Origin of the sequence: Xanthocytophaga agilis (genome assembly GCF_030068605.1) — a bacterium.
GTDB classification, from domain to species: domain Bacteria; phylum Bacteroidota; class Bacteroidia; order Cytophagales; family 172606-1; genus Xanthocytophaga; species Xanthocytophaga agilis.
Genome location: NZ_JASJOU010000022.1, coordinates 112,701 through 139,592, shown reverse-complemented (window position 1 = coordinate 139,592; position 26,892 = coordinate 112,701). Strand labels below are relative to the sequence as shown.

General features: G+C 40.5%; 25 protein-coding genes and 1 pseudogene. 11 read left to right on the top strand and 15 right to left on the bottom strand.

The features are described from left to right. Positions 1-67: 67 nt before the first annotated feature. The 5 genes from ftsH to QNI22_RS37460 all read right to left on the bottom strand — a co-directional run bounded on the left by ftsH (position 68) and on the right by QNI22_RS37460 (position 5,263). A complete protein-coding gene (gene ftsH, locus QNI22_RS37480; RefSeq protein WP_314519396.1) occupies positions 68-2,038 on the bottom strand; it encodes an ATP-dependent zinc metalloprotease FtsH in 1,971 nt (656 codons plus the stop codon). Between the two features lie 120 nt (positions 2,039-2,158). Then, complete coding sequence (locus QNI22_RS37475) at positions 2,159-3,367, bottom strand: DUF8173 domain-containing protein (RefSeq protein WP_314519394.1); 1,209 nt, start codon at positions 3,365-3,367, stop codon at positions 2,159-2,161. 150 nt (positions 3,368-3,517) lie between these two features. Beyond that, positions 3,518-4,288 carry a glucose 1-dehydrogenase gene (locus QNI22_RS37470; RefSeq protein ID WP_314519393.1) on the bottom strand — a complete coding sequence of 257 codons (771 nt, stop codon included), beginning with the start codon at positions 4,286-4,288 and terminating at the stop codon, positions 3,518-3,520. A 315-nt stretch (positions 4,289-4,603) separates the two neighbouring features. Next, a complete protein-coding gene (locus QNI22_RS37465; protein ID WP_314519391.1) occupies positions 4,604-4,927 on the bottom strand; it encodes a phosphoribosyltransferase family protein in 324 nt (107 codons plus the stop codon). A 159-nt stretch (positions 4,928-5,086) separates the two neighbouring features. After that, positions 5,087-5,263, bottom strand: a complete 177-nt coding sequence (locus tag QNI22_RS37460; protein ID WP_314519389.1) for a phosphoribosyltransferase family protein — start codon at positions 5,261-5,263, stop codon at positions 5,087-5,089. Between the two features lie 308 nt (positions 5,264-5,571). On the opposite strand from QNI22_RS37460, the gene QNI22_RS37455 reads away from it, so the two are divergent. Continuing rightward, positions 5,572-5,766, top strand: a complete 195-nt coding sequence (locus QNI22_RS37455; RefSeq protein WP_314519387.1) for a hypothetical protein — start codon at positions 5,572-5,574, stop codon at positions 5,764-5,766. Between the two features lie 94 nt (positions 5,767-5,860). After that, complete coding sequence (locus QNI22_RS37450; protein ID WP_314519386.1) at positions 5,861-6,253, top strand: hypothetical protein; 393 nt, start codon at positions 5,861-5,863, stop codon at positions 6,251-6,253. Positions 6,254-6,537: 284 nt separating this feature from the next. Here QNI22_RS37450 and QNI22_RS37445 read toward each other — a convergent pair whose 3' ends face one another. Beyond that, complete coding sequence (locus QNI22_RS37445; RefSeq protein ID WP_314519385.1) at positions 6,538-7,620, bottom strand: response regulator; 1,083 nt, start codon at positions 7,618-7,620, stop codon at positions 6,538-6,540. Positions 7,621-8,289: 669 nt separating this feature from the next. Between QNI22_RS37445 and QNI22_RS37440 the strand changes: the two genes are divergently transcribed. Continuing rightward, positions 8,290-9,168: a universal stress protein gene (locus tag QNI22_RS37440; protein ID WP_314519383.1), complete on the top strand. Its 879-nt coding sequence runs from the start codon at positions 8,290-8,292 to the stop codon at positions 9,166-9,168. A 237-nt stretch (positions 9,169-9,405) separates the two neighbouring features. On the opposite strand, the gene QNI22_RS37435 is transcribed toward QNI22_RS37440, so the two are convergent. Continuing rightward, positions 9,406-9,849, bottom strand: a complete 444-nt coding sequence (locus tag QNI22_RS37435) for an Hsp20/alpha crystallin family protein (RefSeq protein WP_314519381.1) — start codon at positions 9,847-9,849, stop codon at positions 9,406-9,408. Positions 9,850-10,164: 315 nt separating this feature from the next. Between QNI22_RS37435 and QNI22_RS37430 the strand changes: the two genes are divergently transcribed. Next, on the top strand, positions 10,165-10,821 hold the full coding sequence (locus QNI22_RS37430; protein ID WP_314519380.1) for a DUF4136 domain-containing protein: 657 nt from the start codon (positions 10,165-10,167) through the stop codon (positions 10,819-10,821). Between the two features lie 570 nt (positions 10,822-11,391). Here QNI22_RS37430 and QNI22_RS37425 read toward each other — a convergent pair. The 6 genes from QNI22_RS37425 to QNI22_RS37405 form a co-directional block, all read right to left on the bottom strand. Continuing rightward, on the bottom strand, positions 11,392-11,595 hold the full coding sequence (locus QNI22_RS37425) for a BON domain-containing protein (protein WP_314519409.1): 204 nt from the start codon (positions 11,593-11,595) through the stop codon (positions 11,392-11,394). Continuing rightward, positions 11,535-11,693 carry a BON domain-containing protein gene (locus QNI22_RS40450; RefSeq protein ID WP_419836269.1) on the bottom strand — a complete coding sequence of 53 codons (159 nt, stop codon included), beginning with the start codon at positions 11,691-11,693 and terminating at the stop codon, positions 11,535-11,537. Before QNI22_RS40450 ends, QNI22_RS37425 begins: the two co-directional genes overlap by 61 nt. Positions 11,694-11,962: 269 nt before the next feature. Next, complete coding sequence (locus QNI22_RS37420; protein ID WP_314519379.1) at positions 11,963-12,610, bottom strand: BON domain-containing protein; 648 nt, start codon at positions 12,608-12,610, stop codon at positions 11,963-11,965. Then, positions 12,607-12,747 (bottom strand): hypothetical protein, encoded by a 141-nt coding sequence (locus QNI22_RS37415; RefSeq protein WP_314519378.1) that lies wholly within the window; start codon positions 12,745-12,747, stop codon positions 12,607-12,609. The genes QNI22_RS37420 and QNI22_RS37415 overlap by 4 nt, the downstream gene beginning before the upstream one ends. Before the next feature lie 30 nt (positions 12,748-12,777). Continuing rightward, complete coding sequence (locus tag QNI22_RS37410; RefSeq protein WP_314519376.1) at positions 12,778-13,698, bottom strand: universal stress protein; 921 nt, start codon at positions 13,696-13,698, stop codon at positions 12,778-12,780. A 297-nt stretch (positions 13,699-13,995) separates the two neighbouring features. Next, the gene (locus tag QNI22_RS37405; RefSeq protein ID WP_314519374.1) at positions 13,996-14,790 is read right to left on the bottom strand and encodes a CHAD domain-containing protein; all 795 of its coding nucleotides are present in this window, start codon (positions 14,788-14,790) and stop codon (positions 13,996-13,998) included. A gap of 301 nt (positions 14,791-15,091) precedes the next feature. Between QNI22_RS37405 and QNI22_RS37400 the strand changes: the two genes are divergently transcribed. The 6 genes and pseudogenes from QNI22_RS37400 (at position 15,092) to QNI22_RS37375 (ending at position 22,567) form a co-directional block, all read left to right on the top strand. Then, entirely contained in the window at positions 15,092-15,265 is a 174-nt protein-coding gene (locus QNI22_RS37400) for a hypothetical protein (protein WP_314519372.1), read from the top strand. A gap of 180 nt (positions 15,266-15,445) precedes the next feature. Continuing rightward, positions 15,446-15,610 (top strand): hypothetical protein, encoded by a 165-nt coding sequence (locus QNI22_RS37395; protein ID WP_314519370.1) that lies wholly within the window; start codon positions 15,446-15,448, stop codon positions 15,608-15,610. Then, complete coding sequence (locus QNI22_RS37390; RefSeq protein ID WP_314519367.1) at positions 15,546-15,947, top strand: TCP-1/cpn60 chaperonin family protein; 402 nt, start codon at positions 15,546-15,548, stop codon at positions 15,945-15,947. The genes QNI22_RS37395 and QNI22_RS37390 overlap by 65 nt, the downstream gene beginning before the upstream one ends. A 457-nt stretch (positions 15,948-16,404) precedes the next feature. Beyond that, positions 16,405-17,520, top strand: a pseudogene (locus QNI22_RS37385) (baeRF3 domain-containing protein). Between the two features lie 95 nt (positions 17,521-17,615). Continuing rightward, complete coding sequence (locus QNI22_RS37380) at positions 17,616-18,104, top strand: hypothetical protein (protein WP_314519365.1); 489 nt, start codon at positions 17,616-17,618, stop codon at positions 18,102-18,104. Between the two features lie 632 nt (positions 18,105-18,736). After that, positions 18,737-22,567, top strand: coding sequence for a T9SS type A sorting domain-containing protein (locus QNI22_RS37375; protein WP_314519363.1), 3,831 nt, complete (start codon positions 18,737-18,739; stop codon positions 22,565-22,567). 350 nt (positions 22,568-22,917) lie between these two features. Here the strand turns inward: QNI22_RS37375 and QNI22_RS37370 are convergent, their stop codons facing one another. Further along, positions 22,918-23,517 carry a redoxin domain-containing protein gene (locus QNI22_RS37370; RefSeq protein ID WP_314519361.1) on the bottom strand — a complete coding sequence of 200 codons (600 nt, stop codon included), beginning with the start codon at positions 23,515-23,517 and terminating at the stop codon, positions 22,918-22,920. 306 nt (positions 23,518-23,823) lie between these two features. Continuing rightward, a complete protein-coding gene (locus QNI22_RS37365) occupies positions 23,824-24,852 on the bottom strand; it encodes a zinc-dependent alcohol dehydrogenase family protein (RefSeq protein WP_314519359.1) in 1,029 nt (342 codons plus the stop codon). A gap of 268 nt (positions 24,853-25,120) precedes the next feature. Between QNI22_RS37365 and QNI22_RS37360 the strand changes: the two genes are divergently transcribed. Then, positions 25,121-26,794, top strand: coding sequence for a bifunctional aminoglycoside phosphotransferase/ATP-binding protein (locus QNI22_RS37360; protein WP_314519357.1), 1,674 nt, complete (start codon positions 25,121-25,123; stop codon positions 26,792-26,794). Positions 26,795-26,892: the final 98 nt, after the last annotated feature.

Genomic DNA, 26,892 nt, shown 5'->3' with positions numbered 1-26,892 from the left:
CTTGCGCCAGATCATTTCACAAGATCATTTCACTAAAATGCTAAGTATGTACTTAGTGAAAGAACAATCAGAAAACAGAAACGAGATTCTTATTTACCTGTTCAGATAGGCGTTTGCCTAATACTTTTTCCATATCCTCTTTAAATATCACTTCTTTTTGCAAGAGAAGCTCAGCCATTATCTGCAACGAATCTTTGTGTTCTTCCAAAAGGGATTTTGTTCGCTGGTAGGCACTTTCAATCAGATTGCGGACCTGCTCATCAATCAGGTTTCCTGTTTGTTCACTATAAGGCTTCTGAAGCGTTGGATTCTGGTTCCCTGCCGAATCGTAAAAACTGATATTTCCTATCTTTTTATCAAATCCATAGTAGGCAATCATAGTATAGGCTTGTTTGGTTGCCTTTTCCAGATCATCTAGAGCACCGGAAGAAACATCGCCAAAGATGATTTCCTCTGCTGCTCTGCCACCCAATGTAGCACATAGTATATCGACAAATTCAGTACGGGTTTTAATCTGTCTTTCTTCAGGCAGATACCAGGCAGCACCCAGCGACTGGCCACGAGGAACAATCGAGACTTTAATGAGCGGATCAACATGCTTGAGCATCCAGCTAACCAATGCATGACCCGCTTCGTGATAGACAATGATTTTCTTCTCTTTTTCAGAGATAATTTTGCTCTTTTTCTCAAGACCTGCAATCACTCGGTCTACGGCATTGATAAAATCTGCTTTCTCGACTTTCTCTTTTTTGTTTCTTGCCGCAATCAGGGCTGCTTCATTACAAATATTGGCAATATCAGCTCCCGAAAAACCAGGAGTTTGCCCTGAAAGGAAATCCACATCCAGCGAATCTTCCGCCCGAATGGATTGAAGGTGAACTTTAAAGATAGCCTTTCGCTCTGTCAGATTGGGAAGTTCCAGATAAATATGTCTGTCAAAACGACCCGGACGTAATAAAGCTGGGTCCAGCATATCGGCCCGATTGGTGGCCGCCAATACAATAATACCTGTATTGGCACTAAATCCGTCCATTTCAGTCAGCAGTTGATTGAGTGTACTTTCCCGCTCATCATTGGCCCCTGTATAAAAGGCATTTTTACTTCTCAAGCGTCCAACAGCATCAATTTCATCAATGAAGATGATACAGGGAGCCTTGGCTTTAGCTTGTTTAAACAGATCCCGCACACGGGATGCTCCCACCCCTACAAACATTTCTACAAATTCAGAGCCAGATATAGAAAAAAAAGGCACCTGGGCCTGTCCGGCTACTGCCTTGACCAGTAATGTTTTTCCGGTACCGGGTGGTCCGATCAGCATAATTCCTCTGGGTATTTTAGCTCCAAGATGTGTATAGATTGTAGGATCTTTCAGAAAGTCAACAATCTCTTTTACCTCCACTTTGGCTTCTTCCAATCCAGCAACATCGTCAAAACAAATTGTACTTTTATTCTCTTTTTCCTGTAGCAAAGCCGTTGATTTTCCAAAGTTGAACACAGAACTATCTCCCATAGCACCGGGCCGCGAGGAAATGTAACGAAGCAGGAAAAGTAAAAGAATAAAGGGTATTATCCAGGCAAGTAAAGTAGTCCATCCGTTGGACTTGCGAATATAAACCACCTCCACCCTGTCATTTTCAGGTATATTTTTCTGTGCTTGTTCCAGCTTTCGTTCAAACACGTCAACTGAACCAATTACAAACTGATAATGCGGACCCGTATCAAGGATTTTTCCCATTTTGTTCGGATAAAAGACATCTTTGAAGCGTGGATCTTCTGCCAATTCTCTTTTCAGATACACACTTACCAGCTCATTATCCACAATTTCAACTTTGGCAACCGCATTCTTTTGTAAAAGGGTATTGTCAAATTCCTTCCAACTGATTTGTTTTACAGCAGAGTTACTGGTAAAGATCAAAAACAGGATGGTCAAAATAAAAAACAGTACTGACAGCCAGTTTGATATTTTCTTGGGAGTAGATTCCTGCTCATCCAATTGATCTGACTTTTTTCTGTGGTGAGTACGTTTTGGAGATAACATTGTATCTGAGATAAGAGGTTAGACTAAGATACATAAACTAGATACTTGAATTGAGATACATAAAAGAGAAAAGGCATTTAGCAAAGTCATATGAGTGTGTAGTCAAGTCCGATTCAATCTCTATAAACCTGCCATACTAGTTATTATAGCTGGGGTGTCAACCATTTTTTTCTTTTTGTTGCCGGCCAGTACTATTGATCCGAATGCTTGACAGACTATTACCAGATTGACCAGCCAGCCTAGAAAAGGAATAGACAGGATCACCTTCAGAAGAATAAATATCCCCAGAGAAGCCATAATCAGTTTGCTTTTTTTCCAGCTTCCCAAGCCATATTGCCTATTTAACCATTGGGATGCGACTAATGAAGTGATCACATGGGAAAGTACAAGTACTGTCAGGTAGGCCATGAGCACAATTATCCCAAGTGGGATGCCAATTAGAGTGGCAAAAAATAAGGCTATACTAACAGGTACTGCCACAAAAAATAACAACCCATATCCGATAGATTTACCTGCCTGATCTACAACCAGCGTAGCAGCTTGTCTGAACGTCCTGTCAAACAGATACTCTGCTAGTACAATCAGCACCAGAGCCGCCCCCAGATACCATAACACAGCCAGTGAAGAGGCAAATCCCAGATAATGCCATCGTCCGGTATCTACTTGCAGAGAGGGGTCAAAGGCAGCTTTTGCGTTTTTGAGAGTGTGTTTAAAATCGAGTTTCTCGTCTGGATTCCAGTAGCTGACATCTCCATAGAAGCGAGCGTTTGGCCCAAGTTCAATCTGATTGGCAGCCAGTATAGACTTGCCATTAATCAGACCATTGATTTGAAGCTTGTTTCCCCGAAAATCCACATTCTTGCCTACCAGTCCATTGAAAACAAAGGAATCAAACGCGGCCTGAATATTTTGCCTGACAGTACCACTGATAGTTGCGCTGCCTCCACTCATTAGCAGACTCCCTCCAACGATAACACCTTTATTGATCAGCAGTTTTCCTCCGGAAAGAACTACATCCCCTGCAACACTTTTTAACAAATGCAGCCTTCCTCCCATACACCGGATATCATCGCCTACATATCCATTAAAGATAATAGTACCACCTGCTGAAAGAATATCGTTATCTATCGTATCATTGATGGTAATAGTTCCCCCTCCGGCAATCAGATCTCCGTGAATAGGTGCATTGATCACAACCGTACCTGCAGCCACATAGACATCTTCGTAAACAGGCTGATTAATGGTAATAGTATCCCCATATTTTATGTGCATGGCATAGCCCTGGCAGATAACTATAACGCACAGCCATGATAGCAGTAGCTTTTTCATATCAATAGTAGTTACAATGAATAAAAGGTTGCTATTTTTTAAGATTGTTCTGCTTTTGAAAAAAATAGTATTGCCTAACTATTCGGCAAGAAAAGAATCCATAGTTGGAGAGAGTATTAGCCTGGAGGAGTACTCAGTCCGGATCAGCGTTCAGCCGGCTAGCCAGCCTCCATCTACATCCATAGCATGACCAGTAACAAAGGAAGCTTCTTCAGAACACAGCCATACAACTGCTTGAGCTATCTCCTGAGGTAGACCCATCCGGTTCATTGGTTCCAGGCTTTCGTACTGATGTTCTGCTTCTTTGTTTTTCCCTGTCACGCGGTCTATCATTGGCGTTTTAATTACACCCGGACAGACTGCATTGATACGAATACCTCTTTGAGCGTTTTCCAGGGCTGCGGTTTTGGTAAGGCCCAAAACACCATGTTTGGAAGCCACATAGGCAGCCGCGCCTGGAAATCCGATTTTCCCTGCCACTGAGGAGCAGTTGACAATAGCCCCCTTGCCTGCGTTGATCATGTGGGGAAGCTGGTATTTCATGCAAAGCCATATTCCCTTTAGATTGATGGCTGTTGTTTTATCAAAGTTTTCTTCTGAGCTATCGTCTTCTGAGCTATCCGCTATTGTTTGTGTCTTTCCTTCAATACCTGCATTATTAAAAGCAAAATCCAACCTCCCAAATTTATCCATTGTCTGATAGACCATTGCCTTTACATCTTTACTTTGGCTCACATCACAGGGACTAAACAGTACCTGTCCTCCCATAGCTTTGATGGCATCCATTGTTTGAGAGTTTTCCTGCAGATCGGCAATCGTGATAGTTGCCCCAAGGCGGGCAAAGGCCATTGCCGTTGCCTGACCAATGCCGAAACTGCCACCAGTGATAATCACAACTTTGTTTTTAAAATACGAATCCATAGACTAAAAGAATATAGGTATAGGAAGAGAATGTATGTACGTTCTTTTTTCGAAATGAAAGACCTTTCAGAGGATAAAAAATTAATCCGTTGTGAATTAATCCGTTGTGAATTCCTTTGTATTTCCTCTGTATATTTCAATGGATACAGTCCATGAATACATATCTTTTGTTAGAACAATACCAAGGTAATAATTCACGACTGGCTGGTGCGATGATAGTAGTCATACAAAGCACTGATTGTGCTTGTTTTACTCGTAATCGATGCTACAAATAATCTGTAAGTAGTACAGTTAATCTGGGAGTAGTAACAGTTTTCAACTTGCTGCTTTCAACTTGCTGCCCAGGGCCTTTTCTGAATCCAAACGATGTAGGTATTCAAGCACCTGTTGATCGGTTATTTGTTCGAAGCTAGCATAAAAGGCTCCTACACCCCGAAATTCCCGGGGTGTGAGCAAACATACTACTTCAGCAGCCTGTATAGCTAATTGCTCCATTGCACTTCGGGAAGAAATCGGCAGAGCAATCACAATACGTCCGGGTTTTTCTTTCATCAATAGCTGAACCGTTTCCAGTAGTGTATTACCCGTAGCTGCGCCATCATCTACCACAATGACTGTTTTTCCAGCAACATCGCTCATGGGTTTACCAGCCCTGTACTTTTGCTGCATTTCTTCCAACCGGGCTTTGATTTGCTGTGTTTACTGTTGAATGTATGTATCCGAAACACCCTCATGAGGAAGTACAATCGCCTCATTCAGGCTGACAGCACCTATAGCATATTCGGGGTGTAAGGGATGTCAAATCTTTTTGGCAAGAATCACATCCATAGGGAAATGCAGCTTTTTCGCTACCTCATAGGCAACTACGACTCCACCTCGTGGAACAGCCAGCACAATACAATCCTGATTTTGGTACTTACTTAGCTTCTCTGCCAGTTGCATGCCTGCTTCCTGTCTATCTAAAAAAAAGTTCATATAGGATAGAAGATTAAAATGGTGATAAAGAGTAAAATACCTGGGTAAGTCGAATGAATGTATGCATGAACATACTTCAATGGATAAGTGAACATACTTCAGTAGATAAATGGAGTACATACTCGATAGATCAGGCAGAAAGATGGACTTTACTCTACCCAAAGACAATGACCTCAATCATCATACGGTATGAGTACAATTAGCTGTTCTGGTGAGCGTGCCAAAGCAAAAGTAAGTGAGTTTTTACCTTCCTTTGACTCTATAAACTAAGCCCTAATTATCTATTCTTATCTTAATTATTCTTAGAGATGGAGCCACAGACATATAAAAGAAGAATCACTGTAACCCGTAGCGATGCAGTCTATGGGTTAGGATTCATTGGTGCAATAGTATATTACATCCAGCATGCTACTACATTCTGGATGGGTGTAGTGGGATTTTTCAAGGCAATTTTCTGGCCGGCCTTTGTGGTTTATAACGGGTTAGAGTTCCTGAAAATGTAGCAACCAGCATCATCGGAATAATACAAACTAGTCTTTGCCTTTATACAACTACCCTTAGGTTTGGAAGAACTTTGTTTGAGAAATAGGATAACCCATGAAATTGTCTGATCAACAGCTTCAAGTCGGGGATAGTGTAGAAAATATCTTTACTGGTGAAAAAATGACCATTGTGAAGATTACACATAAGCCGACTTTCTATCAATGTGTTTGGTTTAGTCCTGAAAACGATCTACAAAGAGATCTGTTTCTTTCCAGACATATCAGAATTATTCCTTTTTTGAAACATACTAATAAGGAAATAAGATTAAAGAATAAGGTGTATTTTAACCATCAGGATTTTTCTGCTGGTTCTACTTCTACTGGTCCCATTATGGAGGTTATTGATTTAATAGAAGCTACAGGAGAAAAACTGGCAGTTTGCAAATGGGAAAATGCATCCAAAGAAATAGATGCTGATATTTTTCCTGTACTGGCATTAAAAACTTGAACTGGTATTAAAAGAGTTTTCATTTGGATAGAAGAAAAGTGTATCTTCTCCTACTGCCAGCAGTATGTCTTTTTCTATCGGGTAGGCCATTTCCATACTGAAACAACCTTTTTGACAAATCGACAACCACTAGAAACACAGTAATTGCATCCGTCACATAACTGCTTGTAAAATACTTATATAATACTAGAAAGAGTTCAGAAATGAACCGATTCAGCATCCATACTATTCTACAATCATTTATCTAAACAGTACTATCATACATTATTCTTAAACCTGATAGCTTAATTGCGGAGTGTTTTGAGTTTATCGGGTTGGAGAAAGCAGATCTCACCTTTAGCTGTAATATCAATCAATCGTTCCTGCTTAAAATCAGATAGTGTACGGATCACAGTCTCCTTTGATGCTCCGGCCAGATTAGCCAGATCTTCCCGGGAAATGTGCATCTGTTTAGTAGAGATTTCTTCATCAGGACAATCTACACTGGCATGAACTCTTTCTGCCATAAAGAGCAAGGCATCTGCTACCCGTTTGCGTACCGAATTATAGGCCAGTTGCAATAAACGTTCCTCCCGTTCGAGGATATCACCTGCCAGAATTCGAATAAATTTATGGGAAACCTCATTATTTGAATATAGCAACGCATAAAAATCCTGGCGTTGAATGGCATACATTTCCACTGCTTCAAGAGCAGAGGTAGACTCTGTGTAATGACAGTTCTCAATAATCTCGGTATACCCGAAAAAATCTCCTTCTTTATAAATCGCTGTAATATACTCTCTGCCTTCTGCATTGGTCTTAAATGCTTTTACTTTTCCTTTACTGAGGAAATATGCTGCTGTAGGATAATCTCCTTCAGTAAAAATGAGGTGTTTTTTTCGAATATGGATGATCTTTTTTTCATCTGTTACAAACTCTTTGATTTCGTGAACTCTGTCAAGCGTCTTTAAAAAAGGCTCTATTCCCTCAACACGGTTTTCAAATTTTTGCTTTAAAAAGGCGGATTTCCGAAGCCGTATCTCAACCAGTTCCAGCAGGGAGATATCGTCAAAGGGTTTGATCAGATAGCCATCTGCACCTAGTCCCATCGCTTTCTGCAAATCATTCTTCTCTGCTTTGCCTGTAAGGAAAACGAAGGGTATTGCAGCAGTTTCCGGATCGCGTTGCAATAAATGTAAAACACCATATCCATCCAGTTCAGGCATCAATACATCACAAAGAATCAGGTCAGGCTTGCTTTTGCGTGCCAGTTCAACTCCTTCTTTTCCATTACCAGCCTGCAAAACATGATAAGAAGATAATTGCAGAATTTCTGCTGCATTTTCCCTTATTTCAAGTCGGTCTTCAATAATTAGAATGGTTTGCATAAAGGATAGTTTACAGCTCAGAAGACAAATAGAATATCTATAAGAAAACCCAAATAGAAAAGATCAGAAATGGATTAGCCGGAAATGGTAATCAAAGAAAATAGAGTTTAACGCAAATGGATTTAATAAAATGTATATGGATCACAAATCTACTTATAGTATCCGGCTTTGATCTGGATCAGAGTAGGACATGAAATTCCAGAGTGTGATTAGTTTCTGATTATACGACCTGTTCTACAGCTATATAATTTTAAAGTGCATTCGGGTAATAATAAAAACTTGCTGTTTGATTTTATCTAATTTGGTTAAGTTATATCCGTAGCTAATCCAAACAGTGGAAATCAATGAAAGCTTATTAATTATTTTAAAGAAAACAAGTCTTTTGTAAAATAATTAATAGGATGATACATACTGTTTTTCACATTCGATAAATTTTCTAGCAAAGAGGTATTACGTACTATAGAGGTATTACGTACTATATTTGATGTAGAGTATAACTAGTACTATAAATAGTATATTCTACAATGCTATCCACAATTTACATGGGTAAATATAGTTTAGCTAACCATACAAAACGGATAAATATCTCATAGGGAACATTGATCTTTATCATAGTAGAAAGTCTGACAAAAGAGTAGTTTCTCAGAAAGAATACAGAAAATTACTCTTATGAAAACGATCTTAGTAGCTACTGACTATTCGGAAAATGCGTATCAGGCTGTTGAATATGCCGCTTGTCTGGCACAAAAGATGCATTGTCGACTTATCTTGTTTCACGCTTTTGAGAGTTTGCAAACAATGAACACAGTGCCAGCAAATCCACCTGTAGTCCAGATCATCAAAAATCACTTTATGATTCGACTGGAAGAGATAAGGAATAAGCTGTTGGAATCCTTTTCTATAGAAATCAACTGTATAACCATGGAAGGGTCGGTGGAAGCCTTGCTTCCTTCACTTGTAGATAGGCAACAGGCAGATGTGGTAGTCATGGGAATCAGGGGCGCCAGTCCGATTACCCATTTTTTTATGGGTAGCACCACCACTACCCTACTTAGAAAAGCGACATTTCCTATGATTACAGTACCGGCGAGTTATACCTACCACTCTATCAGACGTATTCTGTTTGCCTCCGACTTTGAACCATTTGTCGATCCAACGACACTCTTGCCTCTAAGAGAAATTGCTCAAGCTTATGAGGCCATGGTTCAAATGCTTTATATTCCCTCATCAGAGAAGGATAAAGCTACTCACTATTCCAATGCGTACTGGGAAGAGCAATTGGATGAGATCAAGCATGGATATACCTTTTTGTACGAAAAAGATATAATCAAAGGCATAGAACAAGAAATCTGGAACTCTGGAGCTGATCTGCTGGTAATGCTTCCTCACCGCCATACATTTTTTGAAAGGCTACTGGAACGCCCGCACACTGAACAGATGTTCTTTCGTGCCAATATACCCCTGTTAGCTCTTACCGATAAGGCAATACATCTAAATAGATTTTCGGACAACAATGCTTTTTTCAACTATATGGCAGGCATTGATTGAAATACTTGTATAATCTGAGTAACCATGCAATGCTATCTTCCTATCTGGCTGTATAGCTCTCAAACTATATCTCGCACATAACTCTTCGCCAGTAGTAAAATATACACTAGTAGTAAAATACACACCAGTGGAAAAAACAAAAACGCAGCCAGCACTACTGGTTGCGTTTTTCAGGCATAGCTGGTATTGCTTTCCAAAGGCAGTTTATTGATAAAGTACGTTTATTGAATGTCCCTGTTAGGATATCTTGATTTCTTTGAGCAGCTTTTTGGCTTCTTCTTTTTTAGGAATTACAAGATGTAGAATACCATTTGTATAATCGGCCTGAATGGATTCGGCATTTACACTTTTGGGAAGCATAAACGAACGTTCAAATGCCTGATAGCTGAATTCCTGCCGGGTATAGTTTTTCTTCTCTTCTTTGCTTTCTTCTTTATGTTCTGCCGATATAGTGAGAAGATCATTATCAAGATTGATTTTAAAATCATTTTTATGCAGACCTGGAGCTGCCATTTCCACCTCAAAGGATCGATCATTTTCGGTAATATTCACCGAAGGCAACTGGCGAAAAGTTTGTCCAAAGAAAGGAGTGTTCTCAAAAAAACGATCTACATCCAACAAATCTGTAAACATAGAACGAAGAGCTGGAGAATTGCCATTGCGGCTTTTGATAAGAGACATAGGAGTAAATGTTAAAATGAAACATAGAAAACATCCTGTGAATGCTATCTGATGGCATCTAATTTCTGATGGCATGTAATTGTGTGATAGAGCCACGTCAACCATTCACTGAGACAAAAGTAGAAAAGGCTTTGCCTTGCTGCGATCTGTTTAATCACCACACCCGATGATGTTTATCACCCTGTATTACAACACATTGCATGATCACTATCAGTAACTTATGAAGATAATATCATCGAATCTGCCCTTTTATTTTTTTAGACTTGCAGGTATATCACTTGTTTTTTCTTTAAGCTTACCAAATCAGATTATCTTATGAAAAAATTAGCCTATATGCCTTTTCTGTACTTGATGGTATGGATATGCAGTATTGTATGTATGAGCAGTTGTAACTCTTTTCAGGTTTTGACAGATTCAGACCCTGGTATCGATTTGTATAAATACCATACCTTCGCTTTTGCCGACATTCTCTCACAGGATATTCTCTCAACTGATACAGATTATCCGGCAAAGAGTAGAGAAAATCCTTTGTATCATAGTTCCCTTATTGACCGGAACATTCATGCTCATATTGCAACCGAGCTTATTGCCAGAGGAATGGAGGAAGTTGATAGCGCTGCGGATATGATTGTCTCCTATCATACCTATACAGAGCGCAAACGGAGCTCGGTTAATGAATACTATCCGATGATGTACGGAGGCTGGTACTGGCGCTTCTATCCATGGGGTATGTATCCCTATCCCTACATGGTCAGACGTAGTTATAACTATACGGAAGGAACACTGATTATAGATCTGATTGATGGACACACAAAGCTTCTGGTTTGGCGCGGATCAATTGGTGGAGCCATTGACAATCCGGCACAGCTCCAACGCCAGGTAGAGCAGGCCGTACATCTTATATTTAGCAAGTACCCAATTCCAGTCAATTATAGATCAAATAAATCTGAAAGGACTATTGCTGCTCATTAGTCAGATTTATTTGGTCTTCCCACATACTTATTCCATAAACAATAGTCTCCCAGATACAATCACACTTCCTGGTTAACTATATGCCTGAGTTTTTTTCTTTAACAGGCTAAGTGTGATTGTATCTGGATTAGTTGCACATCAATCCTACTTTTCACTGTTTTTCATACCCTCCTGATTTTTCAAGGATGCGGATACGAAAAAAAATCAATGCAGTTTTTCCTTCTGTCATAGACTGATGCAGATCCGGCACATGAGGATAGTAAACATAAATGATAACAGATAAGCATAACAGGCATGTAAAGGTTAGCAAGTGAATAGATTGAGAAAAAGGGCACTCAGCAAATAATAGCAAGTGCCTTTTAGAACAAGGAAAGAACTAACAGCAATCTGTCAGATAGTAGTTTCTTATTATAGTTTCTTATACTATTTTGTGCAGGTAAAGCACGAATGAAGGACAAGCAGCTAAAAACATCTCCCTACATTGATCCGGAGGAAGAAAGTTTTAGAGCTGATAATTTCTATTTTGTATAAGTGATCAGATTTGTATAAGTGATCAGCTCTACAGACAAATTAATAAGCTAATGAAACTGCATTGGCAACCTCCAACCGATTATCCACACAGGTAATACCCGGGGCGGCAGAAACAGCTTTGGTAGCGTCTGCTTTTTCTGCCAGAGAACGTACCTGTCCTTTCAAAATAATCCGGTTACCAATCATTTCAATATGGATTCTGCTGGCATCAATTGTAGCACTGCGATGAAAGGCCTCACTGATAAGGTAACTATCCCATTTTTAACAGCCACCCCAATCTCTGCGGCATTTAGCAATGGATTCCATCTGAGCTGATCCATCACATCTTTTTGTATTTGCAAATCAGTTTCATGACGGTAAGAGTAAAATTAATTTAAAGCCCGAAACCTAGGGAGAAAGCGTAGAGAAGAAAGAAGCCTGTAGAATTGTTCTTTCTGGGCTTCTTTCTGTAACTGAGTGCAATCACTCAGTTTGGGATCACGTATGAAAAGACCTTTGTAACCTTGCTGACTTCCCTGTTGCAAGAGCATAACAACTGGAAACGCTCTCCCAACAGATTTTGTGCATTAGTGGTTATAGAAAGCATGTTGTTTGAGGCTAGCTCGTTAGATTAGCCGATGACCAGATCATCTTCTACATTTGTTACCCCAGGAGCTGCCCAGGCGGCATGTTCAGCTTCTTTGCGTTCAATCCAGGAATGTACCTTGCCTTTTAAAATAATCTTGGTCCCAATGGCTTCTACATCTATTTGCTGCCCCTCCAGCGTAGCATTACGTTGGAGCGCTGCGATGATCTTGGTTTTGACATCTGAGACGACTACGGCAGGTTTGACAGAAATTAAATTGCTCACCCCCTTAACTCCTACCAAAAACTGTATGGCACTTTCAGCTGCATTTCTCTGATAGTGCCAGTCGACCTGACCTTCCAATGTTACCCACCCCTTCTGGACACGTATTTTAATTTTATCTTCCGGAATCTCACTATGCCATTTAAACGAATTCAGAATTGCATGGGCAATGTCTTCATCTGTTGTTTGACTACCAATGCTTTTAACGGTGATTTCCTGAGCTACGGCTCTTACGCCCTTTACCCGTTTCGCAGTATTTTCAGCAGCCACCTTCATTGAGTAATTTTGTACATAACCGCTCAGTGTTACCACACCGTCTTTTACAGCGACCCCAATTTCAGTGGAATGCAGTGTAGGTTCCCACCGCAATTCGTTGATCACATCCTGTTGCAAAGAAAAATCTGACTTCATAGTAGTAAAAGATTTAATTGAAACATAGTGCCAAAATAAATGTCATTTCTTTTTTGTCCGATGAGCCCTGTCATCGCCTGTGCTGATTGTGAGACAAGATTACTTATATCTACCTGAGCAAACTGCGTTTTATCCATTCTAATTAAGGTGTATAAGTATCCTTGCGATTACTCTTTCTTTCCTGTATAATCGGCAAGAGCCAATAAAGGTATATGTATCCGAAAAAGCATTTGCTCTGTGTTCGACTTTTCCAGTAGCCGTTGAAAAAAGGTATGATGGTGGGGAAGCATTACCAGCAGATCGGCTCCATAGGTAAATATTTCTCTTTCTATTGCCTCAGGAATATTTTCTTCATACAAATTGGTAAATTCAGGCCTTAGCTCTTTGAGCTGTTCTTGCCAGTATTGTCTGGCAGATACAACCTTTTCAGATGAGCCACTTTCCGCTAGTTGAACAGGATTAAATACAGAAGTCTGGGTATAATCTGCCGGATATGTATACTCCGCTGGTTCTTTTTCATACGCTGTAACTTCTGACAGGTGCAAAACACGGACAACAGCTTTGGATTCTGAGGCAATATCCTTAAGTGGAAAGAGAACCTGTGCATTAGAAATTGGCTTAAGATCACAGGCAAATAAAATACGGGAAATGGGATGGTAATGATAAAGCTGAGGTAAAATCAACACAGGAATATTAGATTCTTTTAAGACTGATGCCGTGCTGCTACCTATCCAGAAATGGGTAACAGGATTAGATCCGCGAAGCCCCATCACTACCAGATCTGCATTCTGTTGCTCAAGAAATTCCTGTAACACCTTTGCCAGGGTTCCTACCCGGATCATATAGGAAACAGGTACGGGATATTTTTGCGTAATTACCTGTTTTAGCTCTTCAAGATGTTTTCTGTGAGAGTCAATGATAGGTTCCAGTACAGAAAGCGCAGGTAGCACAGAGGATGAAATCAGTGGAAGTTCAATCGCATGAAAAAGAACGAGGCTGCTGTTCATTCTCTGTGCCAGACAGACCGCATATTCAGCCGCCTGCCTGGCATTATCTGAATAATCAGTAGGTAATACAATGGTTTTCATAAAGATGTACACATAAAAAATGCTCTACACATAAGAAAAATAATCTATACCTGATTGCAAATAAAGTTTATCAAAAATAGGCTGGCTATCAGCTCGTTTCAATGACATTACTCATGCCCAGAACTGATTACAAAGGTGTGATTAGGTAAGAAGGAGTAATGTAATATCCAGACAAGCAAGATCACCTATAAAATCCTTTAGCGTCTGATCAAAAATATTCCTGGCTATGTAACCTAAGGTAGTTGTAAGCTAAAGTATATACGACTAAGAGAATATGTTACCAGTTGGATATGTAGACTATTTTATATTTAGTAGATAATACATCTGTCTGGCGTTGTGAATGTATCGTTTGCTGTGTTTTTTCGTTTTGCGTTCGAGTTGTTGTAGGATTTTAATTTCAGAGTTGCCTTTAACCAGATAGTCTTTCCGGAAATGTTTTATTCGGATGCCTAACACTTGTGCATCATGGGCAAGCCCGAGCATAGAAACAATCTGGTGCAACTTTTTGAGTGTTGACTGTCTGAGAATTTTCTGGTCAGGAATCACCTGAAGCCAGTACCCAATATTTTTTAGTCGCTTCCGGATCAGATGTGTATTTTTAGCAAAATACTCTTTTTGGTTTTGTGTGTTTTTGTCTTTCTCTCTGATATATTGCTTTGTTTTTTTCAGAGCCTGTTTGTCTGCTTTTGTTTCAAGGTGGGTCTTTATGATGGTATCTAACTTTGTTATCTCCTTTTCCTGAAAGTGAGTAAGCATTGCTTTTATTTCGTGGGCTGTCTGCATTTTCAAGTGTTGAAGATGCGATTTGAAAACCGGACAGTCAGCATCTGACACAGCAGCAAGCTGTAAATCCAGTTCTCTGTATTTGCCCAGCATCCGAAATAGATAAGAAGTGCTGGGAAGCCGTTCACTATGTTCTTTTTCCTTTGTTACTAATTCGGTTAGCTTAATAAAGGCGCGTAGCTTCTTAATGCTTACCCGCAATTGGTGCACTGCACGACTAGAAAGCTCTTTTTGGACAACAGCCAAGCTTTTCTCAAAGCTATTATGTTGTTTATTCCACTGAGTCAGAATGGATTTAGTGAAAGACATAGGTTCATCAGAAGTGATATAAATAAACTAGTGATTTAGTACAATTCTGTATCTATCTTCCTTATTGACGGCTCACTTGCCTCTACTCTTTTGCTCCTACTCATTTGTCACCTACTCATTAACAGTTGTATAGACTTATTGTTGTAGAATCCAGAGTACAAATAAGGAATGAAATCTTCGATTTTCACTCACAACAGATAGTGAGATCGATCAACACAAGCCATGATAGTTATCATTTTGAAAGATTCTCAGGAAAAAGAACTTTGAATAAAACCTATAAAGTACTTATAATTAAGTAGTTATGACTAAGCTGATCGACTATAACCTGGATGCCCGCACAAAACTAAAAAGCGGGGTGGATCAATTGGCAAAAGCAGTGATTATTACACTGGGACCAAGAGGCAGAAATGTGGTTTTTGAAAAATTTGATGGTACTCCCCAGATGTCTTGTGATGGGGTTACAGTAGCCAAATAAGTCGAACTGGAAGACCCTGTTGAAGAAATGGGGGTAAGAATGATCCGCGATGTGGCCATGCGTATTTCTGAAGCTGCAGGTGATGGCACTACCGCGGCTACTTTACTGGCACACATATTAACTGATCTGGGGCCTTAAAAAGTAGAAGCTGGCATAAACCCACAAGAAATAAAAAAAGGAATGGATAAGGCAGTGAAAACGGTAATTGATAAATTAAAACAGTTAGCCATAGCTGTAAACAATGATAGTGCCCGCATTGAGCAAGTAGCTACTATTTCGGATGGAAGAAGGGATTATTCCGGGCGGAGTTATAGCCTATCTCCGTTGTCTGGAGGAATTGGATAAGCTCAAAGATTTAACCAGTGAAGAAGAAACAGGAGTAGATATTGTGCGCAAAGCTTTGCAAGAACCATTAAATCGTATACTAATCAATGCCGGATTGGAACCGGGTGAAATCTTACAGAAAGTAAAAGCAGAAAAAGATGATTATGGTTTCAATGCAAAAACAGAACAATACGAACATTTGCTTGATTCAGGTGTAATAGATCCAGTGAAGGTAGCTCGCCTGGCGTTAGAATATGCAGCATCAGTTGCAGGATTATTTATTACTACTGAATGTGTGATTGTCAAAAAGCAGAAAGACAAAGAAAAGATGTTGGCACCTGCGGGCGAAATGATATAAACGCTTCCCTTGTTTGACATTTTAACAGAGTATTGTTTTATAGGTGATCTACAGAAAGGATTTGTGCTATCTAAGGAGCATCAGAAAAAAAGAAAATCATCCCTTCCTGATCAGATAAAAGCAAAATCCCGTTTCCTATCAAAATGTTGATTAGGATACCTAATTGTGGATTGGGATACTTACAAGAACTGATCACAATTACCTCTTCCTATGATGTATCTCAGGGCAACTGAGTAAAATATAGTTTTCCTTTACATGGCTATCACAAAAGGTACATCCCTGTGCATAAAAGGATACATCCCTGTGCACGTTTAATCCAGTTAATGAAAAATGTCAGGAGAGAAGTAGCAAGAGAGAAGCTGTATAGATTAGTTAGTTCCATAAAGTGTAAAAATCAAATCTATCACTGTAAATATCTTCTCTATTACTGATTAATTCTGATTTAACACCAAAAATCATGTTACATCCGGAAATACAGAAAATGCAAAAAGAGAAAGGCCACATATGTGTATCGGTAATTGTGCCTACACATCGTCTTTCACCTGAACGGGGCACCGATGAACTGCGTGTTGAAAGAGCGATTGAGCTTACCAAGCAACAACTGTGGCATAACTATAAGCCTGAACAGATAAGCGAACTAATCAGACGAATAGACGAGCTTGCCCAACAGATTAATTATCTGCACAATCTGGATGGAATTGGGTTATATGTCTCACCTCATCTTCAAAAACGAGTATCTTTCCCATTCCCGGTCAAAGAAAAAGTCCTTGTCTCAGATTCTTTTGAGATTCGTGACCTGGTTTATAAATTCGAATATGCCACAGACTATTATCTGCTTTTACTAACCAGCCAATGGGTTCGCCTGTTCAAAGGCAAACTGACTGATTTGAAGGAGATAACCGACGAGAACTTTCCCAAAGACTACCATGAAAGCTATCAATATAGCAAACCCAGCCACAGCCATTTCGCTGGTGGACATACACGTATCCAAACCTTTGAAAAAGAGAAATCCGGATTGGAGAAGATCAGAGAACAAAGTTATTTCCATGCTGTAGATGATGTTCTGTCCCAATACTTACTCCCCAATTCTGCTTTGATTATCACAGGTACTGAGCAATCAGTCAGCCTTTTCTAACAGGTAAGCAAACATACCCGAAATATAATTGGAGCTATTGAAGGAGATTATACCCGCATTCCTCTGAGCGAACTGGCTAATCTGGCATTTGAAGAAATTCGGCTGTTAGTTACCCGGAAACAACAAAAGCTGGTCACAGAGCTGGAAGAAAAAATCGGGTATGGTCACGGGGTTGAGGGAGTGAAGAATGTATGGCAGGCAGCTTGTGATGGTCGTGGTTTACAGTTACTTGTAGAAAAGGATTTCGTTCTGCCCGGATTTGTGGAGGAAAATAAAAATCTATTGCATCTGACTCCTCCAACGGTTTCTCATGCCATACTTACAGATGTGGTAGATGATATTGTCCAGATAGTGTTACAAAAAGGTGGTCAAGTCACTTTTGTAGAAAATCAGATGTTAATCCATCATGAGCGAATTGCTTTGATTACCCGCTACTGAGATTTCATGTTCAATTACAATGTTCAATTACAGAGTAGGTAAATATATTGTTTCTGTTTCTACTAATCTGTTTCTACTAAACCGAACACACGAGTATGGATGCAATCTATTGGCATTTAGTGTTGAACCACATTCCAATCCTGGGAACATTTTTTGGTGGCCTTGTTGTAAGTGCTGGATTATTGGTAAAAAGCGAAATTACCCAACGGGTAGGTATGGGTATTTTCATCCTTACTGGCCTGAGTTCTGTTGTGACCTATTTTACAGGAACCCAAGCAGAAGATGCAGTGAAAGAACTACTCGGAATCTCTGAAAATCTCATTGAAGTGCATCAGGAATTGGCTTCAGTAGCCATGTGGCTTATGGGAGTGATGACTTTGGCATCTTTTGTTTCCTTTATTCCTTTTCGGAATCCACTTAGCTGGAATCGGTTTTCTCTCCTTGTTGCCTTGTATTCTCTTCTTGTATTGGTAGTGATGGCAAGAGTTGCTTTTACAGGAGGAGAAATCAGGCATTCGGAAATTCGAAGTAATGCATCAGAAATGCAAGAAAATATCCCTACAACTGAACCTTCAGATGACTAATAATAATCAGAAAGCCCTTCTGTTATAAACAGAAACGGGTATTGAAAACAAATTGATATCCTGTAATACTACTCACTGAGAAAGTAAGCAATTCAGGTATAGCTAAAAATCTTGATTTCGCCTTCCTTTGATTGGTAAAAGGAATCGAGTTGAAGCAATCTATAGACGATAAAAGTATAGATAGGCTGAAAAACTGGGCTGATAGATAGACCGGGCTGATGGCTAAGGCTACAAAAAGAAAACCCCTTCCTCATTCACTTTAATTTAAAAGACGAAACGCATACTGAGAAAATAATACAGGTATTGGAAGCATCGGCCCGGAATGACCGCACATTTTTTAAATGATCGCACATTTTTAAGAAGTAAAGGCCTACTCCGGTAATCAAAAACTTTCTTTGTAAGCTTCTATGATGGTTTGGTCATACAAACAAACTGTCCCTTTGATAGAGCTTCTTAGAGATCTGTACTCATACTATTTACTCTTATCTCTTTTTTATCTCACACTCATTTTTACTACCATGCATACATGTTTATACCATTACTCATGCCTATTGGCTCCTTCCCAATTCAGGAGTTTTTTGCATCAGGCTTACGCCAACCAAGATCCTCAATTCAAATTAGTAAGGTTACTATTGTGGAACCTACTACTTTTATCCTCAACTTCACTTCTGGCCCAGTCGCCTGTCAGGCAATGGGATAAAACGTTTGGAGGAAACCACTATGATGAACTTCGCTCGATGGTCCCCACTGCTGATGGAGGGTATTTGCTCGCTGGATCATCCTGGTCAGGGATCGGAGCAGAAAAGTCAGATACAAACAGAGGTGGCCCTGATTACTGGATTATAAAAGTGACTAAAGACGGTAGTAAACAGTGGGACAAAACCTATGGAGGCACTGGTGAAGACCGGTTGGAACACATTCTGCCAACGATAGATGGAGGGTATCTGCTCGCCGGGTCATCTTCCTCAGGGAAAGGAGGAGAAAAGTCTGATGGCAATAGAGGGGAAAACGATTACTGGATTGTAAAAATCACCAAAGATGGTGCTAAGCAATGGGATAAAACGTTTGGAGGAAATAGTCAGGATTTTCTTACGGCTATTGTTCCAACCTCAGATGGAGGGTATTTGTTGGGTGGACAATCTTCTTCCGATAGTGGTGCAGAAAAATCGGACGGTAATAGAGGAGATTTTGATTATTGGATTGTAAAAGTGACTAAAGATGGTAGTAAACAGTGGGATAAAACCTATGGAGGCACTGGTGGTGATGCACCTTATTCTATGGTTTCATCTCTAACTGGAGGGTATTTGCTAGGAGGGTCGTCCAGTTCAGGAATAGGAAACGAAAAATCAGAAAGTAACAGGGGATCTTTGGATTATTGGATTATCAAAATCAGTGATAATGGAGTGAAAGAGTGGGATAAAACCATTGGCGCCAGCGATTGGGATCTGCTTCTGACCATGCTTCCAACATGGGATGGAGGCTATTTGCTTGGAGGATATTCTACTTCAAATGCTGGAGGAGAAAAATCAGAGTCCAATAGAGGGCAAGCCTCTTTTACAGGTGATCAATGGATTGTAAAGGTCTCCAGCGATGGCACTAAACAATGGGATAAAACGTTTGGAGGCAGTGAACACGATGAACTTCGGTGCATGATCCCCACTATTGACGGAGGGTATTTGTTAGGGGGACCTTCCTGGTCGGGAATTGGAGGGGAGAAAACGGATATAAACAAAGGCGGACCCGATTACTGGATTATAAAAGTGACCAGAGATGGCGTTAAACAATGGGACAAAACGTTTGGGGGAAGTGAGGATGACAGGGTGTTTTCTATTCTTCCCACTCCGGACGGTAATTATCTGCTGGGAGGAAGCTCTTATTCAGGTATTAGTGGAGATAGATCCACTGCCAACAGAGGAGAATCCGACTTCTGGCTTGTTCAGACTACAGTAGACCCGATCTATAGCTTCCATCGCACTATTAACTTCAATGGGCCTTCTGTGAGAATTGATGGAAAGATTTTTCAATCCAGTAATAGTGTGAAAAACTTTAGTTATACCGGGTATTCTTTTTCAAACCAGGCTGTACCTCTACTTCCTCCTACTGACTCAGACAGAGCTACGATGATCCGCTCTTCTTTGTGGGGAAATTCTGACAAACCACTTACAATCAACATCGGAGATATTCCAAAGGGTGCCTATCAGATATATCTATATGTTTGGGAAGACAATGCCTCTGAATTCTTTGAGATCTATCTGGAAAATAAACTGGTTGAACGCTATAGCAGTGGTGAGGCCGGAAGCTGGAAAAGGCTTGGCCCGTATAGCGTCACTGTTACAGACGGGACGCTCAATCTGGGTAGCGTGGGGGGAGCTGCAAACTTTTCGGGCATAGAAATATACCAGGTTTCTCCCTCACTACCTGCCACGCCTTCACAGTTGAAAGCAGTTGCTTCTGCGCCTTTTCAGGTGAATCTTTCCTGGAAAGACAATGCAATCGATGAAACAGCCTATGTAGTCGAATATGCTGAATCGGCTAATGGTCCTTTCAGGGAGCTTTTCCCCAGTTCTGCCACTATATTATTTCCAGGTACATTGGCTGCAAATACTACTTCTTTTGCGGCTTTCTCACAGGCAAACACACAGATTTGTTACCGGGTAAGAGCTGTCCGCCAGACAGTCAGTTCTGCGTATTCGAATATTGTCTGCGCAACGCCTCCTGCCTCACTGGAACAGGTTGGTAGCTGGCAGGGAAAAAGTTCTGTGGCTGGAGGCAATGTTAGCGGTACCCGCACACAGGCAGTAGGGTTCTCTATTAATGGAAAAGGGTACGTGGCAACCGGATTTGATCATCTGTTTTCGCCCCACTTGAAAAATGATCTTTGGGAGTATGATCCAATCACTAATAACTGGACACGAAAAGCGGATTTTCCGGGTGGTATGCGCTTTGCTGCCGTTGGGTTTTCTGTGAACGGAAAGGCCTATCTGGGATTGGGGATTGACTCAAGTGGAAACAGAAGAAAAGACTGGTGGGAATATAATCCGCTGACTAACAGCTGGACCCGGAAAGCCGATTTTCCGGGGCAGGCACGCTCTATGGCTGTTGGTTTTACACTGACAGGAAAAGGATATCTGGGAATGGGCTACAGTGGTAGTGTTTACCTGAAAGATTTCTGGATGTATGATGATCAGAGTGATCGCTGGATACAAAAGGCAGATTTTGGCGGTCAGGCAGGAGCTTTGCCTACCAATCCCTCCAATGAGCTTTCTTTTGGCCGTGTTGCCGTAGGTTTTGTTATTGGTGATAAAGGGTATATCAATACGACTACCCAACTTTCGTCTCAGCACTATGGAGAACATGCGGCTACAAGTGAATTTTATCAATATGATCCACTGACCAATTACTGGACCCGGCGAAACAGTATTATCATAGGGGCAGGAGCGGCTGGTTTTTCGATTGGAGATAAGGGGTATATGGGTATTGGTAGTCCAAACCCTAGTTTTGTTACTCCTTCAGGCAACTTTTCTCGCTTGTTCTACCAGTACGATCCGCAAAAAGATCTCTGGTTTGAAGATGCTTCCTTTCCGCAAGGACTATCCGATGCAGCCACCTTTGTAATTAATAATACAGGGTATATGGCAACAGGTTTTAATTATGCAACCATGAATACACCGGCTGTCTATGCGTTTACACCTGCCCAGTTACCTAGTACCTTATACAGAGCCATAAATCTGAACGGACCTGCAGTAGTGATTGATGGAAAGAACTTTGAATCCAGCCAGAATGCTGCAAACTTTTCCTTTAGTGGCAACACATTCATCAATCAGTCAGTGACATTGCAACCAGATACGGATGCAAACCGAGCTAGTATGATCCGATCTTCTATCTGGGGCAACTCAGCAGGGCCTGACCTGAAGATAAATCTTTTAAATGTAACACCAGCCACCTATCAGCTCTATCTATACACCTGGGAAGACAATGTCTCTCAGACTTTTGATATTTATCTGGAAGGAAATAAAGTGGAATCCGCTTACAGCAGTGGGACAGCAGGAAGCTGGAAGAAGCTGGGCCCATACCTGACTACTGTCACAGATGGCACCCTAACGCTTTCTGCCTCAGGAGGAGATGCTAACTTTTCCGGTATTGAAGTGTACAAAGTAAGTAGTTCTGCCAGATTAGCCGCTTCATTACCAGAGCATGACAATTCCGGACTTAGTATTTATCCCAATCCAGCCATAAACCAAAATACCCGAATCCAGGCTCAGGGTTTTCTGCCCTATGAGACAATCACTGTAAGTGTATACGATTTGAGAGGAAAAAGAGTGCACCATAGTTTACGTAAAGTTGATTCTACAGGTAATGTAGATACAGACCTTCACATGCTGGGTATGGGTAGTGGACTATATGTGCTAATGGTAACTGGAAAACAAACTGTTCAGAAAGCTAAATTAGTCATAAACTACTAGGGGTGGTAACTCACTAGGGAGACTTAGTAAGGATTGTTCAGAAAAATCAAACAGTAAAGAATCCTTTCACTCAGGGAGAAAAACATTTTCGTTTCCCCCTGAGTGAAAAAAGTATATTGATTTACTATCCGATTTATTCTTGCATCTGGTCTGATGACTGATCCTTTCGGGTGTATCAGTTCCACCATATTTGCTAGATATATAGTTAGATATACACTATTTGTTAGCTACTATGGGTGTGAAAAATATGGTATATGTAGGTAGATTTTGCATTCACTTTTAGCTACATCCTTGTAGTATAAGGTACTATCTTATGACTAATTATCCTACATGTCAGATACCTGTATTTCTTATTTATGGCTACTATGAGCCGGAGCTTTAGAGGAAACAGAGAGTGAAATGAGCTTATCTCCAGCTTGCCAGTTGGCAGGAGTTGCCTTGCCTTGTTGACTGACAGCTGTTAAAGCCTGTATTAGCCGCAAAATCTCTTCTGTATTTCGACCAACGGGTAGTGGATAGTAAATAGATACCTGCAAAACTTGTTTGGGATCAATAATAAAGGTAGAGCGGGAAGCCTGAGTTGAATTCAGATCAGGCATAATCATTCCATATTGCCGGGCAATATATCCATAGGGATCGCCAATAATGGGAAAGAATATCGATTCTTTCATCCAGGTTTCAATTGATTCGAGCCATGGACGATGGGTGGCTACACTGTCGGTACTTAACCCCACTAACTCACAATCATGCTCACGAAGTTGCTTATAAATCCTGGAAAAAGCAACCACTTCTGAACTACAGACAGGTGTAAAATCAGCCGGATACGAAAAAAAGACCAGCCAGCGACCCCGGTAATCGGAAAGCTTTACACGTCCTAACTGACTCTCTCCTTCAAAATTGGGTACCAGTTCTCCCAGAGATAGTTTATTGGTGTCCGAGTGTACTTTCATAAAAGTATAGTTTAGATGCCTCATGTAAAATACAGCCTGTTGGATACAAACTGTAAAGCTATTAATCAACACACTCTGTTTCAATGACATGTATCAATTTACAACCTGATTGAATGAAGTATATTCAGTTTGTATAGTTGACCACGTGTTATTTTTATATACTTATTTGTTGATTGGTACTAAATCCATAATATTATACCTGTCTTTGTAAAAATTACCTAACCATCAGTGTGTTACAATCTATGCAATAACCTTCATTTCCTGCTACTAGCGTATCATATCAATCTATTATATTAGCGCATTCTATTAGTGCATCATTAGTACCTTAGCCCCCTTTAAGCGCTTTTCTTTCAGATCAGATAAAGCCTCATTAGCCTGTAGGAAAGGATAAGACTCTACCTGAGGAATGATCGGGATTCGGGCTGCAAGCTTTAAGAATTCCTCTACATTATGGCGTGTGATATTAGCTACACTTTTTATTTCTTTTTCCATCCACAACTGTGCAGCAAAATCGATAGTAGCCATAGATACCTTATCAATAGATTCTTTTCGGATCGCATTTATGACCAATCTCCCCCCGGGAAGCAGATAATACAAACTAGAAAGAATAGGCTTCCATACAGGGGTCGTATCAATGATTACATGGCAGAAAGTGGGTGGAATATCTGTAAAATCACCCACCCAACTGGCACCAAGAGACAAGGCAAACAAACGTTCTTGTTCACTTCGGGCAAATACATACAGATCTGAATACGGGTAGAGGAATCGGGCCATCTTCAGTACCAAATGGGCTGAAGCTCCAAAACCACTTAATCCCAGCGTTTGTCCATTAGTCAGACCAGCCAGCAAAAGCGAACGATAGCCAATCGCCCCTGCACACAGGAGTGGTGCTGCCTGCTCATCTGAAAAGATTGCTGGTATGGCATAGGCAGCATCCTGTCCGACCACCATATACTCTGCATAGCCACCATTGGTATCCCGCCCGGTAGCTTTAAAGTGTGGGCATAGATTTTCACGTCCAGATTTACAGAATTCACATTTCCCACAGGTAGAAAATAACCAGGCAACACCTACTCTGTCCCCTTTCTTCCAGCGTGTGACCTTTTCTCCGACTTGATGTACATATCCTACCACCTGATGGCCAGGCACGACAGGATAGGCAGGTGGTGGCGTTCTACCTTCTATTTCATCGAGTTCGGTATGACATACCCCACAACAAGAGACCTGAATCAGAATTTGGTCAGGTTCAGGTTTGGGAACAGGTATATCACACAAATTCAGGGGCTCTTTCCGATCCATCAGATCACATACCCCTTGTAAAACCATCGCTTTCATACTAAAAAACAGATCACATACTCATTACAGATTTATGAAAAATACAGGCTTTTAAAAGAATACCTGAAAATGTATTAAAACACTTATTTCCGCACAAAATGCTTAGAATCAGATAGATTTACACACAGTATTGATCAATCTCACAGATGATATTACTCATTGCAACCTGATAAAAATATAGTCAACTTTCAATCAGTATATATCTTTAAGTAAGCATATAAATCTACTACCTCAAACAGATACACTCATGGAGAATAGTTTGTATACAATGGAAAAACTACTCTCATTTTTGAGTCAGCCCACCTCCTATCCCCATCAGCCTGTTTCAGTCAAGGTAAAACAGACACATGCCTCTGTGGTAGTGATAGCTTCTCCTTATGTATTCAAAGCCAAAAAAAGTGTAAATCTTGGCTTTCTTGATTTCACTTCCCCAAGCAAGCGAAAGCAGGATCTTGAGCGGGAAATCCGACTCAATAGCCGTCTATGCGCCCATTTGTATACAGGTATAGTTCCTATTCGGTTAATTAATAATCAGTTAAGCTTTGGGCAGAAGGAAGATAGCCAAGATGTAGATAGTCAGGCAGAAGAGATTGTTGAATATGTTCTTCAGATGCAAGAACTTGCTGATGGGTATTTTCTCAATCAGTTACTCAAAGAAAATAAGGTAAGTGTGGCTACACTCGAACCTGTGCTGGACATACTTGAGCAATTTTATCAGCATCAGCCTGCTGACTCAGCTATTACACAGTATGGAGATCTAGTGAAAATAAAGGAGGCTGTTTATGCAAACCTGGATAGTCTGGAAAATCCGGATAGCGTATATAGCTTGGATAGCATACCAAATCCAAACGATGAGAAGAAATCTGTTGAGAAGAAATCTACCCTGGTATTGCAATTACTGCGGTGGTATAATGAGACCTTCTTTGAGCAACATCAACAACTGTTCAAAAAACGTGTGGAGCAAGGCTGGATTAAAGATTGTCATGGAGATTTGCATCTGGAACATATCCATATCTACCACAAGAAAATCTCCATTTATGACTGTATTGAATTTAATGATTCTTTTCGATATATAGACATTACTGCTGATATTGGTTTTCTGGCAATGGATCTGGACTTTCATAATCGGCCAGATCTGTCAAAATACGTTACAGCGCAAATGGCAAAGCGGCTCAATGATCCGGATATGACCTTGCTGATTGACTTTTACAAATGCTATAGAGCCTGTGTACGGGCTAAGGTAGAGCACATTCGTTCTCTTGAATCTGAAATTCCTACAGAACAGCAGCAAAAAAGTCGCCAACGAGTTGCAAAGTATTTATCTTTGGCACTGCAATACCTTACTGTAGAGACTACACCTTCCGTTATAATTATTTGTGGCCGAATTGGTACAGGAAAAAGTACCATCGCCCGGCAAGTAGCTTTGCTACTTGGCTATGAGTATATAAACAGTGATGTCGTTCGCAAACAAACTGTGGGGTTACCACTCTTGCAGCGTCCTCACACTAATGATGGAGAAAAATTATATTCGCAGTCATCCACTGAGAATGTTTATCAGGCTTTACAACAAAATACCCTGTTGCATATTGCCAATCAAACAGGGATAGTAGTAGATGCTACCTTTGGACAGCAAAAACACCGTCAGGAATTCCAGCAAGCATTAAAGAAGCAAAATATTCCCTACATCTTTATAGAAGTTCAGGCTTCTGACAAAATTATCAAAGAGAGACTGACCCAACGGGAAAAGCAAACAGATGTCATCTCAGATGCACGCTTGTCTGACTTTGACTTGATTAGCAGCAACTACCAGCCTCCAATAGAGTTGATGTATCCGAATCTGATAACTCTTTCAACAGAAGATACACCCGAACATACCCTATATTCACTGTTCAGTAGTCTGAGTTGCCGAAAATATTCTTTTTCACAGGTGTCTTTTCTATAGATATATCCCATAGCCCACCCAATCTCATCTGCCGAACTGATGGCTGTCATCACAATTTATCGAAAGAGAAAATAGCTTTGAGTTATCTCATATACATC

What these genes read in the sequence shown, in the direction of transcription:
- ftsH (WP_314519396.1), bottom strand. Translation starts at nt 2,038, where the DNA reads ATGTTATCTCCAAAACGTACTCACCACAGAAAAAAGTCAGATCAATTG.
- QNI22_RS37475 (WP_314519394.1), bottom strand. Translation starts at nt 3,367, where the DNA reads ATGAAAAAGCTACTGCTATCATGGCTGTGCGTTATAGTTATCTGCCAG.
- QNI22_RS37470 (WP_314519393.1), bottom strand. Translation starts at nt 4,288, where the DNA reads ATGGATTCGTATTTTAAAAACAAAGTTGTGATTATCACTGGTGGCAGT.
- QNI22_RS37465 (WP_314519391.1), bottom strand. Translation starts at nt 4,927, where the DNA reads ATGAGCGATGTTGCTGGAAAAACAGTCATTGTGGTAGATGATGGCGCA.
- QNI22_RS37460 (WP_314519389.1), bottom strand. Translation starts at nt 5,263, where the DNA reads ATGAACTTTTTTTTAGATAGACAGGAAGCAGGCATGCAACTGGCAGAG.
- QNI22_RS37455 (WP_314519387.1), top strand. Translation starts at nt 5,572, where the DNA reads ATGGAGCCACAGACATATAAAAGAAGAATCACTGTAACCCGTAGCGAT.
- QNI22_RS37450 (WP_314519386.1), top strand. Translation starts at nt 5,861, where the DNA reads ATGAAATTGTCTGATCAACAGCTTCAAGTCGGGGATAGTGTAGAAAAT.
- QNI22_RS37445 (WP_314519385.1), bottom strand. Translation starts at nt 7,620, where the DNA reads ATGCAAACCATTCTAATTATTGAAGACCGACTTGAAATAAGGGAAAAT.
- QNI22_RS37440 (WP_314519383.1), top strand. Translation starts at nt 8,290, where the DNA reads ATGAAAACGATCTTAGTAGCTACTGACTATTCGGAAAATGCGTATCAG.
- QNI22_RS37435 (WP_314519381.1), bottom strand. Translation starts at nt 9,849, where the DNA reads ATGTCTCTTATCAAAAGCCGCAATGGCAATTCTCCAGCTCTTCGTTCT.
- QNI22_RS37430 (WP_314519380.1), top strand. Translation starts at nt 10,165, where the DNA reads ATGAAAAAATTAGCCTATATGCCTTTTCTGTACTTGATGGTATGGATA.
- QNI22_RS37420 (WP_314519379.1), bottom strand. Translation starts at nt 12,610, where the DNA reads ATGAAGTCAGATTTTTCTTTGCAACAGGATGTGATCAACGAATTGCGG.
- QNI22_RS37415 (WP_314519378.1), bottom strand. Translation starts at nt 12,747, where the DNA reads ATGGATAAAACGCAGTTTGCTCAGGTAGATATAAGTAATCTTGTCTCA.
- QNI22_RS37410 (WP_314519376.1), bottom strand. Translation starts at nt 13,698, where the DNA reads ATGAAAACCATTGTATTACCTACTGATTATTCAGATAATGCCAGGCAG.
- QNI22_RS37405 (WP_314519374.1), bottom strand. Translation starts at nt 14,790, where the DNA reads ATGTCTTTCACTAAATCCATTCTGACTCAGTGGAATAAACAACATAAT.
- QNI22_RS37400 (WP_314519372.1), top strand. Translation starts at nt 15,092, where the DNA reads ATGACTAAGCTGATCGACTATAACCTGGATGCCCGCACAAAACTAAAA.
- QNI22_RS37395 (WP_314519370.1), top strand. Translation starts at nt 15,446, where the DNA reads ATGGATAAGGCAGTGAAAACGGTAATTGATAAATTAAAACAGTTAGCC.
- QNI22_RS37390 (WP_314519367.1), top strand. Translation starts at nt 15,546, where the DNA reads ATGGAAGAAGGGATTATTCCGGGCGGAGTTATAGCCTATCTCCGTTGT.
- QNI22_RS37380 (WP_314519365.1), top strand. Translation starts at nt 17,616, where the DNA reads ATGGATGCAATCTATTGGCATTTAGTGTTGAACCACATTCCAATCCTG.
- QNI22_RS37370 (WP_314519361.1), bottom strand. Translation starts at nt 23,517, where the DNA reads ATGAAAGTACACTCGGACACCAATAAACTATCTCTGGGAGAACTGGTA.
- QNI22_RS37365 (WP_314519359.1), bottom strand. Translation starts at nt 24,852, where the DNA reads ATGAAAGCGATGGTTTTACAAGGGGTATGTGATCTGATGGATCGGAAA.
- QNI22_RS37360 (WP_314519357.1), top strand. Translation starts at nt 25,121, where the DNA reads ATGGAAAAACTACTCTCATTTTTGAGTCAGCCCACCTCCTATCCCCAT.